7 protein-coding genes are annotated in these 10,714 nt (G+C 73.7%); 4 read left to right on the top strand and 3 right to left on the bottom strand.

From position 1 onward, the window contains the following. Positions 1-88 precede the first annotated feature (88 nt). From HLB15_RS07680 to HLB15_RS07670, 3 genes are read left to right on the top strand one after another with little or no spacing between them, the layout of a single operon-like run. A complete protein-coding gene (locus HLB15_RS07680) occupies positions 89-1,369 on the top strand; it encodes a type II toxin-antitoxin system HipA family toxin (RefSeq protein WP_171104716.1) in 1,281 nt (426 codons plus the stop codon). Positions 1,370-1,388: 19 nt separating this feature from the next. Then, a complete protein-coding gene (gene kynA, locus HLB15_RS07675; protein ID WP_171104715.1) occupies positions 1,389-2,261 on the top strand; it encodes a tryptophan 2,3-dioxygenase in 873 nt (290 codons plus the stop codon). Next, positions 2,254-3,126 carry an amidohydrolase family protein gene (locus tag HLB15_RS07670; RefSeq protein ID WP_171104714.1) on the top strand — a complete coding sequence of 291 codons (873 nt, stop codon included), beginning with the start codon at positions 2,254-2,256 and terminating at the stop codon, positions 3,124-3,126. The genes kynA and HLB15_RS07670 overlap by 8 nt, the downstream gene beginning before the upstream one ends. A gap of 122 nt (positions 3,127-3,248) precedes the next feature. Here HLB15_RS07670 and HLB15_RS07665 read toward each other — a convergent pair whose 3' ends face one another. Continuing rightward, positions 3,249-6,611, bottom strand: a complete 3,363-nt coding sequence (locus tag HLB15_RS07665; RefSeq protein WP_171104713.1) for a discoidin domain-containing protein — start codon at positions 6,609-6,611, stop codon at positions 3,249-3,251. Between the two features lie 205 nt (positions 6,612-6,816). On the opposite strand from HLB15_RS07665, the gene HLB15_RS07660 reads away from it, so the two are divergent. Then, positions 6,817-8,073, top strand: a complete 1,257-nt coding sequence (locus HLB15_RS07660; protein ID WP_171104712.1) for a kynureninase — start codon at positions 6,817-6,819, stop codon at positions 8,071-8,073. A 110-nt stretch (positions 8,074-8,183) separates the two neighbouring features. On the opposite strand, the gene HLB15_RS07655 is transcribed toward HLB15_RS07660, so the two are convergent. Both HLB15_RS07655 and HLB15_RS07650 read right to left on the bottom strand, forming a co-directional pair. Then, a complete protein-coding gene (locus HLB15_RS07655) occupies positions 8,184-9,824 on the bottom strand; it encodes an AMP-binding protein (protein ID WP_171104711.1) in 1,641 nt (546 codons plus the stop codon). 77 nt (positions 9,825-9,901) lie between these two features. Beyond that, positions 9,902-10,705 carry a serine hydrolase gene (locus tag HLB15_RS07650; protein ID WP_171104710.1) on the bottom strand — a complete coding sequence of 268 codons (804 nt, stop codon included), beginning with the start codon at positions 10,703-10,705 and terminating at the stop codon, positions 9,902-9,904. Between the last annotated feature and the right edge of the window lie 9 nt (positions 10,706-10,714).

The raw sequence follows: 10,714 nt of genomic DNA, 5'->3' as shown, positions 1-10,714 counted from the left end.
ATGGGCCGGTTTCACGCGGAACGGGCCCTGCCGCAGCGGGTCCGGGTCAGCCGATGAGCCCCGGGCACTGAGAAGGAGGTGAACGCGGTTGGCGATCCACGTCGAGGTCGAGCTGCCCGGCGGCGGCCAGGTCCACGCCGGTGACCTCGACATGCACCTCAACCGCGGCGGTGCTCTCGTCGGCTGCACGTTCCGCTACGACACCGCGTACCTCCGCCGGCCGGGCGCGTACGCGCTGTGCCCCGAGCTGCCGCTCACGCCCGGCAACATCCCGTCGGGCAGCGACCGGCCGCTGTTCGGCGTCTTCGCCGACTGCCAGCCCGACCAGTGGGGCCGCACCCTGCTGTTCAACGCCGAGCGCCGCGCCGCGCGTGCCGAGGGGCGCCGGTTCCTCACGCTCACCGAGCTCGACTTCCTGCTCGGCGTGCAGGACGAGACGCGGCTGGGCGCCCTGCGCTTCTCGCTCGACGACGGCCGCACCTTCCTGGGCCCCGCGCGCTCCGAGGTGCCCGACCTCGTCGACCTGCCGTCGCTCACCGAGGCGGCCGACGCCGTCGCGCAGCACCGGGAGACCGACCGTGACGTGCGGCTGCTCGTCGCCGCGGGGACGTCGATGGGCGGAGCCCGCCCGAAGGCCACGGTCAAGGACGAGGCCGGCGACCTGTGGATGGCCAAGCTGCCCGAGAGCAACGACCGCTGGGACGTGCAGGCGTGGGAGTACCTCACGCTGCGGCTCGCGTCGGACGCCGGTATCGAGGTGCCGGTCGCGCGCCTGCACCGGATCGGCCCGGGCCGCTCGATCCTGCTGACGCGGCGGTTCGACCGGCGCCCCGTCGCACGCGACGAGCCCGACGGTCCGGCCGGCGGGCGGCGCATCGGCTTCATCTCGGCGGACAGCCTCACGCAGAAGGCGTTCTTCGAGGTGATCGACTACCGGACGCTGGCGGAGACCCTGGCCGACCACTCGGGACGGCCGGCCACCGACGGGCACGACCTGTTCCGTCGCGTCGCGTTCACGCTGCTCGTGCGCAACGTCGACGACCACATGAAGAACCACGGCTTCCTGCGCCGGGCCGACGGGTGGTCGCTGTCGCCGCTGTTCGACGTCAACCCGAACCCGTTCGCGGTCGCGGAGTCGACGCCCCTGGTGCCCGGCGGCAGCCGCATCGACCGCGACGTCCGCGAGCTGCTGGCGACGTCCGACTCGTACGGCCTGCGGCCCGACGACGCCCGCGGGGTGCTCGCCGAGGTGGCCGCGGCGACGGCGGGCTGGACGCGGGTCGCGCGCGAGATGGGGCTGCCGAGCGAGGAGATCGCGCTCATGGCGGAGGCCTTCGAGAACCCGAACCGCGACGAGGCGGCGGCCTGAGCGGCGTTACGCTCGCCGCATGACTCGCACACCGAGCGGCAACACCCGGCCCATCGAGGCCACCATCCGCACCGACTTCCGCGGCGCGATGGACTACGGCTCCTACCTGGGGCTCGACGAGATCCTGTCGGCCCAGCACCCGGTGAGCGACCCGGCGCACCACGACGAGCTGCTCTTCATCATCCAGCACCAGACCACGGAGCTGTGGCTCAAGCTCGTGGTCCACGAGCTGCGCGCGGTGCGGCAGTACCTCGACGGCGACGACCTGTCCCGTGCCCTCAAGGGGCTCGCGCGGGTCAAGCACATCCAGCGCACTATCACGGAGCAGTGGTCGGTGCTGGCCACGCTCACACCGAGCGAGTACGCCGAGTTCCGCGACACCCTGGGGCAGGCGTCGGGGTTCCAGTCGCACCAGTACCGCGCCGTCGAGTTCCTGCTGGGCAACAAGAACGCCGCCATGCTGCAGGTCTTCCGCGACAAGCCGGCCGTGCACGACCAGCTCGCACTGCTGCTGTCCGAGCCGACGGTGTACGACGCGTTCCTGCACCTGCTCGCCCGCCGCGGCCACGCCGTGCCGCAGGACGTGCTCGACCGCGACGTCACGCAGGCGTGGACCGAGCGCCCCGAGCTGGTCACCGTGTTCAAGACGATCTACGAGCACCCGCACGACCACTGGGAGCTCTACGCGGCGTGCGAGGACCTGGTGGACATCGAGGACGCCTTCCAGCTGTGGCGGTTCCGCCACCTGCGCACCGTGCAGCGCACCATCGGGTTCAAGACGGGCACGGGCGGGTCGAGCGGCGTCGGCTTCCTCAAGAAGGCCCTCGACCTCACGTTCTTCCCCGAGCTCATCTCCGTGCGCACCGAGATCGACGGTCCGCTCGGTGGGTGACGCGCCGTCGGTGACGCTGCCCGGCGTCGTCGACCGGCACGTGCACCTGGGTCTCGTCGACGTCGCGAGCCTGGCGGACGGCCCGGTCGTCGAGGTGCACGACCTGGGCTGGGACCCCCGCGCGGTCCGTGCGCTGGCGGCCGCGCCGCCGTCGGGTCTGCGGGTGCGGTACGCGGGGCCGTTCCACACCGCTCCCGGCGGCTACCCGAGCGGCCGCGCGTGGGCGCCCGAGGCGGCCGTGCGGCACGTCGCCGCGCCGGAGGAGGCCGCGGCCGCGGTGGCCGACGTCGTGGCGGCGGGTGGGTTCGGGGTCAAGGTCACCCTGCACGCGGGCATGCCCCTGCTGCCCGACGACGTGCTGCACGCCCTGGTCGACGCCGCGCACGCCGCGCGGCTGCCCGTGCTGGTCCACGCGGAGGGCACGGGGCAGGCCGAGCGGGCGGTCGACGCCGGGGCCGACACCCTCGTCCACGTGCCCTGGACCGAGGTGCTGCCCGACGGGCTGATCGCGCGCGCCGCGGCCCGCACCACGTGGATCTCGACCCTCGCGATCCACGACGGCGACGCGCTCGGCGTCGCGCTCGACAACGCGCGCCGCTTCGTCGCGGCAGGCGGCACGCTGGAGTACGGCACCGACCTGGGCAACGGGCCGACGCCGCCGGGCGTGCACGAGCGCGAGATCGAGCTGCTCGGCGAGGCGGGCCTGTCGGGTGCTGCGCTGCGCCGCGCTGTCCTGGGTCCGCCGTCGGCCCCGCGTCTGACGTCCCCGCTCCCGCTCCCCGACACGGCGCCGGACCTGACCGCCTGGCTCCGCACCTCCCGCCCCGCCCTCCCTCCCCGCCGAGGTAGTCATCTGGCGAGGTAGTCATGGGGCGAGGTAGTCATGGGGCGAGGTAGTCGGCTGGCGAGGTAGTCAGCCCGTATCACGGGTGACTACCTCGCCAACTGACTACCTCGCCAAGTGACTACCTCGGCGAGGTGGGGTGGTCAGTCGCGGGTGATCGTGAACGTCGTCGTGTCGTTGACGATGTCGCGGTAGTTGTTGCTCAGGGTCAGGCCGTTGAACGTGGCCGAGCCGACCGCCGGACCCTGCCCCGCCTCGGGCATCGGGTTGGCCCAGATGCCGTAGCCCGACCTCGCGTCGTACTCGTCGCCCGAGCGCTGGGCGCCCGTGATCGAGACGTCGGTGAACACGGTGTCCTGGATCGGGTTGACCGGCCCGCCGTTCTCGTACTGCGTCTGGAACATGATCCCGGAGTAGGTCGGGTCGGTGATGTCGAGGTCGTTGACCCGGATCGCCCGGAACGGCTCCGAGGCCGAGAACAGCCACACCGCGGGGAACACCTGCGCGCCCCAGAAGTGCCCGCCGGAACGCACCACGGAGATGCCCTCGAAGGTGGTCGGCGCCGGGCCGAACCCCTCCATCGGGTACCCGAAGTCCAGCGAGCTGATCGTCACGCCCGAGTACACGAGCGTGTCGGCGATGTAGATGTTGCGGAACGTGTTGTCCTGCCCGCCGTAGACCGCCAGGCCGGCGGCCCGCCAGGTGTTCGTCGAGGTCAGGTTCTCGAACACGTTGCCCCGCTGGCCGCTGCCGCCGGAGTCGGTGGCCGCGAACAGCGCGAACGAGTCGTCGCCCGTGCCGCGCGCCTGGTTGTTGTGCACGTGGTTGTCGGCGCTGCCGTTGGTCATGTTGAGCGCGTCGGCGAACGTGTTCCGGATCCGCGAGTTCGTGATCTCCGAGCTGTCCATGTTGGCGGCCCAGAACATGCAGATCATGTGCTCGACCCAGATGTCGTCGATCGTCATGTCGCTGACGTTGGCGAAGTCGAACACCTTGCCGGGGCCGTCGATCCGCGAGGTGTAGTTGCCGAAGTAGGCGAACCCGCGGAAGGTCGAGCCGTTGGCGCTGGACTCGGCCCGGAAGCCGACGTCCGTGTTCTCCTGGCCGGCCGGGGCGTGGAACCGGGTGAACCACGGCCCGGCGCCGACCACGTCGACGGCCTTGCCGTAGACCTGGAACTTGTTCGACGTCTGGTAGTCGCCCGCCGGGAGGTACACGCCCGCGAGGGCTCCGGTGGTGTCCATCCGCACGCGGTCGAGCGCGTCCTGCACGGCCTGGTGCGTGAAGCCGTTCGGCTCGACGTACCGGGCCGGGTCCGGGTTGGCCTGCGCCGTCGCCTGCTCGAGGTCCACGAAGTCGACCGTGTAGGGGCCAGGGTTGCTCGCGGTCTTCTGCAGTCGGATGGTCGAGCCGGCCGGGACCGTCCGCCCGAGCAGCGTGCTCGCCTCGTCGTAGATGTGCCGCGGCGCGCCCTGCCCCGGCTGGTTGCCCGGGCTCGCCTCGTTGCCGTACAGCCAGGCGTACCGCGAGGTCAGGTCGATGTTCTTGACGAAGTCGCCGTCCACGTACACGGCCAGCGAGCCGGTGGTACCGCCGCCGCCCGCCGCGTCGGGCATGGAGAACCGCACCACGAGCGAGTTGGTCGACGCGCGCGTGGTCCACTCCACGTACGAGCCGGTCTGCCCGAGCGTGACCGCCCGGCGCCCCGACGCCTCGCCCGCCAGGTCGCCCACCACGCGGTTCGGCCCGACGGCGACCGCGCCGCCGCCGGCCGCGCCGTCCTCGGCCTCGTACGTGTCGAACGGCAGGTTCGCGCCCCGGCCGACGAACAGCGACCGGGTGACCTCGTTGTTCGCGCGCTTGGCCGCGACCTCCGTGGCGTCCGCCGCCGCGGCGACCGTGACGTCGAAGGAGCCGTCAGCGGCCGTCCACGTACCGAGGTCGACGCTCGCGCTCGTGGCACCCGGTGCGATCGCGCCCGACACCGAGCCGGTCAGCGTGCGCACCACCGCGCCGGAGCCGTTGCGCAGCTCGAGGGTGAGCCCGTGGGCCCCGGACGACGTCGCGACCGTGCCCCGGTTGGCGATCGTCGCCGAGAAGGTGACCGTCTCGCCCGACGCCGGTGTGCTCGGCGACCACGTCACCGTCGGCACCAGGTCGGAGCTCGCGACCTCGGTCACGACCAGCGGGTCCGGGTGCGCGTAGCCGTTGTCCGCCTCGGACTGCTCGGCCACGGCCCCCGACGGGTCCACCGCGGCGCCGAGCTCGTACGAGCCCGCCTGCCGCGAGCCGACCTCCGTGCTCACCGTCGCCTCGGCACCCGCCGCCAGCGCGCCGACCTCTGCGGTGCCGACCTCGTCGCCGTCGAGCGTGAACGACACGTCGGTCGCGGCCGAGGCCAGCGTGCCGATGTTCTTCACGGTCGCCGACAGCGTCACGTCGTCCGACTCCGTGGGCGACGCCGGGTCCGCCGTCACGCCCGTGACCGTCAGGTTCGGGCCGGCCGCGGGCGCCCCGAACACCTGCAGCTCGGCCACCTGGCCGTTGCCTGCCCCCGTGTTGCCCGTGAACCGCAGCCGCACCTCGCGTGCCGTCCCCGAGACGGGCACCGTCACCGCGTTGCCCGTCGCCGGCGAGAAGGCGTGCCCCGCCGACGCCGCGAGCGTCTCCCACGCGTCGCCCGACCCGGCGCGGCCCTGCACCTCGAACGTCTGGGTGCGCGGTCCCCACGCCGTGGCGGGCGGCAGCTTCACGACGACGGCCTCGAGCTCCGCCGCCGACTCCAGCGTCACCGCGAGCGTGCTCGGGTACTGCCCGCCCGCACCCTCCCAGTACGTGCCGGTGTCGCCGTCGGTCGCGTTCGCCGCGACGTACGTCCACTCGGTCGACGAGGCCACCGTCGGGCGGCCCGCCGCCAGGTCGGTGCCCTCGACCGGGCCCTCCGGCTCGGGCGCCTCGCGCGTGCCGCGCACCTCGAGCTCGGAGAGCTGCCCCGCGGGCCAGCCCGTGTTCGCGGTGATCGCGACCCGCACGTAGCGGGCCTCGGTGTCCGGCACGTCGATCGTCACCGTGTTGCCCGACGCCGGGTCGAACCGGCGCTCGGCGCTCGCGGCGAGCGTGGTGAACGACGACGCGTCGGCCCCGGCCTGGACCGACAGCGTCTGCGTGCGGGCCTCCCAGCCGGCGGGGAGCGCGAGCACGACCTCCTCGACGGTCGCGCCCGCCCCGAGGTCGACCTGCGCCCACTGCGGCAGGCTGTGGTTGGTCGACTCCCAGTAGGTGGACCTGTTGCCGTCGGTGAGGTTGTCGGCGAGATACGGCGCGTTGCTGCTGCTCGCGGTCGCCGTCGCGCCGGCGGACAGCACGACGGGCGCCGCGGCGGCGCTCGTCGGCACGAGCACGGCGGCCGTGAGCGCCGACGCCGTGAGCACGGACAGGAGGGCGGGCGTGCGCCCGGGTCTGCGCACGGTCGCGTGCGCGCGGTGTGGTGCGGCGGAGCGGAACATCGTCGTCCCCGATCTCCCGTCGTCCTCGACGGGTTGTCGTTCGGCTTGCTTATCTCTGTAGACAAAAGCGCAGGCTCTTGTCGACTTCTTGCAGGCGGATGGAACGGACAGTACTGACGCGCGCCGGAGGGCGTCAAGAGTGGTGCGGGGCGGGTGTCACCGCGACGTACGCTCGGCGCGGACCCGACCACCCTCAGGAGCCTCCGTGACCGACACCGTCCCCGCCGACCTGCCCGCCGACCTGCTCGCCGCGCTGCCCGCCGACCTGCGCGAGCGCGCGGCCGCGCTCGACGCCGCCGACCCGCTGGCGCGCCACCGTGACCGCTTCGCCCGCAGCGAGGGTCTGGTGGCCTACCTCGACGGCAACTCGCTGGGCCGGCCGCTCGCCGCCACCCGGGACCGGCTGGCGTCGTTCGTCGACGGGCCCTGGGCCGGCCGTCTCATCCGGTCGTGGGACGAGGGCTGGATGGACGCGCCGACCGAGCTCGGCGACCTGCTCGGGCGCGTCGCGCTCGGCGCGGGCCCGGGACAGACCGTCGTCGCCGACTCGACGACCGTGCTGCTCTACAAGGCGGCGCGGGCCGCGCTCGAGGCGCGGCCGGACCGGCGCGTGGTCGTCGCCGACACGGAGAACTTCCCGACGGACCGCTTCGTGCTCGAGGGGATCGCCGCCGAGCGCGACCTCGAGCTGCGCTGGATCACGCCCGACCCGGAGGCGGGCGTCACGCCGGAGGAGGTCGCGCGCGCCGTCGGCCCGGACACCGCGCTCGTGCTGCTCAGCCACATCGCGTACAAGTCCGCGTACGTCGCCGACCTGCCCGCGATCACGCGCCTGGTCCACGACGCGGGTGCGCTCGTGCTCTGGGACCTGTGCCACTCGGCCGGTGCCGTCCCGCTGTCGCTCGACGCCGACGGCGTGGACCTCGCCGTCGGCTGCACGTACAAGTACCTGAACGGGGGGCCGGGCTCGCCCGCGTTCGTGTACGTGGCCGCGGGCCTGCAGGACCAGGTGCGGCAGCCGGTGCAGGGCTGGATGGGCAGCGCCGACCCGTTCGCCATGGGGCCCGCCTACGAGCCGGCGTCCGGCATCCGGCAGATGATCAGCGGCACGCCGCCGATCGTCGGCATGCTGCCGATGCGGGACATGCTCGCCCTCCTCGACGAGGCCGGCATGCCCGCCGTGCGGACCAAGTCGACGGCGCTGACCGGCTTCGTGATCGACGTCGCCGACGCGTACCTGCCCGGGGTCCGCGTGGTCTCCCCGCGCGACCCCGAGCGGCGCGGGAGCCACGTCATGCTCGACCACCCGGACTTCCGCCGCGTCGTGGCGCAGGCGTGGGAGCGAGGCGTGGTCCCGGACTTCCGTCCGCCGCAGGGCCTGCGGGTCGGGCTGTCCCCGCTGAGCACGAGCTTCACCGAGGTCGCCGTCGGCCTGTGGGTGATCCGCGAGCTGCTGGGCTGAGCCGCCGTCGCCCCTCGCCTTTCAACCCGACGTTTCTCGGCTTTGGGCCGCCTCAAAGCCGAGAAACGTCGGGTTGAAAGGCGAGGGGCCGCGGCAACGCCTCCGCGGCGTCAGGACTCGCGCAGGCCCGGGAGGTCGCGGCGGACGACCTTGCCCGTCGGGTTGCGGGGCAGGGCAGGCAGGAAGTGGACGTCGCGCGGCAGCGAGAACCGGGGCAGGCGGTCCCGCAGCCGCTCGACGAGCTCGGCGGCGCCGAGGGTCGCGCCGTCGCGCAGCACGACGTACGCGGCGAACCGCTGCCCGAACGCCTCGTCCGGCACGCCGAACACCGCGGCGTCGGCGACCTCCGGCAGGGCCGTGATCGCGTCCTCGACCGGCCGGGGGAAGACGTTCTCCCCGCCCGAGACGATCATGTCGTCCGTGCGGCCGACGACGTAGAGGCGGCCGTCGGCGTCGAGCCTGCCACGGTCGCCCGTGGCCATGAGGCCGCCGCGCACCGGCTTGCCCGTGCCGTTGGTGTACCCCTCGAACAGCATGCCGTTGCCCACGTGGACCTGGCCGACGGTGCCGCGGGGCACGGGCCTGCCGTCGTCGTCGAGGACGGCGAGCCGGGTGCCCAGCGGCGGCCGGCCGGCCGTGGTGGGCGCGGCGGCGAGGTCGGCGGGCGTGGCGATCGACGCCCACGACGCCTCGGTCGAGCCGTACAGCCCGTACAGGACGGGACCGAACTCGTCGAGGAACTGCGTGACCCGGTCGGCGGGCATGGCCGACCCCGAGTAGGCGACGACGCGCAGCGACGACGTGTCGTACCGCGCCTTCACCTCGGCGGGCAGGTCGAGCAGCCGCTGCAGCATGACGGGCACCGCGACCAGCGCGGTCACGCGACGCTCGGCGATGGTGCGGAGTGTCTCCTCGGGGTCGAACCGGCGGGGGAGCACGAGCTCGGCGTGCAGCGCCATGCCGAGCTGGAGCGCCGCGAGGCCCCACGTGTGGAAGATCGGCGTGGTGATCATCATGCGGTCGCCCGCCCGCAGCGGGATGACCGACAGCAGCGACGCGGCCTCGCTCAGCCCGTGCGGGTGCGGACGGCGCGCACCCTTGGGGGTGCTCGTGGTGCCCGACGTCATGACGACGGTCCGGCCGGGGTGGTCGGGGATCGGCACCGGCGCCGCCGCGCCCTCGGTGACGAGCCCGGCGAGGTCGCAGTCCCCGTCGTCGGCCCACGTGGTGTGGACGGGCAGGCGGCCCGTCAGGCCGGGGTCCCGGTCGAGGAACTCCTGGTCGGCGAGGAGGAGCGCCGGCTGCTGCTCGGCGACCACCGCCGCGACCTGGGCGGGGGAGAGGCCGGAGTTGAGCAGGAGCGTGGTCGCGCCGAGCTTGGCGAGCGCGACCATCGCCTCGACGAGCCCGCCGTGGTTGCGGCACAGCACCGCGACGGGGGTGCGGGGGCCGACGCCGCGGTCGCGCAGCGCGTTGGCCAGCCGGTCGGTCCGCGCGTCGAGCTCGCGGAAGGTGAGGCTGCGCCGGTCGTCGACGAACGCGGTCTGGTGCGGGACGCGGACGGCGCTCGCCCGGTACCCGCCGGCGATCGACGGGCCCCAGGTGAGGAGCTGCCAGACGGCGCCGACGTCGCGGTGCACGCGCAGGCCGGGCGCCAGCACGCCCGAGCGGACGAGGTGGTAGCCCTGCCGCAGCAGCGTCTGCCTGGTCTCGACCTGCACCAGGTCCTTCGTCGGATGCGTCTCTGTCATCACGTCGCGCGCCCCCTGTGGCTCCGGCTATTGCAGCCGCATTCAATAGGAAACGGGCGATCGAGGCAACCCCCGCGTCAGGCCAGCGCGCGGGCCAGCGCGCCCAGGGCCTTGAGGGTCTCCTCCGCCGCCGGCTCGTCGTAGCCGCGCGTGCACACCGCGACGACCAGCGCGTCCGGTCCCGGCTCGCCGACGAACGCGACGTCGTGCCGGATGCCGTCGACCCAGCCGGACTTCGAGCCGAACGGCACCGACCCGGGCTCCCCGGGGGCGGGCAGGCCCGCGGTGAGCTGGCGGTCCGTCTGCCGGCCGAGCAGCGCGCACATCCACGCCGTCCGCTCGGGGCTCGCGAGCCGCCCGGTCACGACGGCGGACATCAGCGCGCAGAGGTCGGCCGCCGTCGTGCGGTGCGAGGCGCCCGCCCGCTCGGCGGCGAGGTCGGAGTACTTGCGTCCCACGGTCGAGCGGGTCGCCCCGGCGTCCGCGAGGGCCTGGTTCGCCGCGTCGAGGCCGACGTGCTCGATCACCATGTTGGTCGCCTCGTTCGACGAGACGGTGACCATCCGGTCGACGACGTCGCCCAGCGGCATCGGGGTGCCGTCCGGCGGGAGGCCCGCGTCGACGTCGTCGGGCTCGATCGTGTACGCGCCCGCCCCCGGCACCTGCGAGGTGAAGGTGCGCGTGGCGACCAGCCTGTCGTCGAGGTGCGCGGTGCCGGCGTCGAGCGCGCGGGCGGCCGCGACCAGCACCGCGAGCTTCACGGTCGAGGCGGCGTACAGGTCCAGGTCGTCGTCGCGGGCGGCGAGCACCTGGCCCGACGCCCTGGCCACCCGGTAGGTCACCACCGGGACACCGTCGCTGTGCGTGCCGGTCGACACCATGCCGTTCCT

Source organism: Promicromonospora citrea (assembly GCF_013004695.1).
Taxonomy (GTDB): domain Bacteria; phylum Actinomycetota; class Actinomycetes; order Actinomycetales; family Cellulomonadaceae; genus Promicromonospora; species Promicromonospora citrea.
Note: the sequence above shows the minus strand (reverse complement) of the source record. Positions and strands in the feature narration are given on the sequence as shown.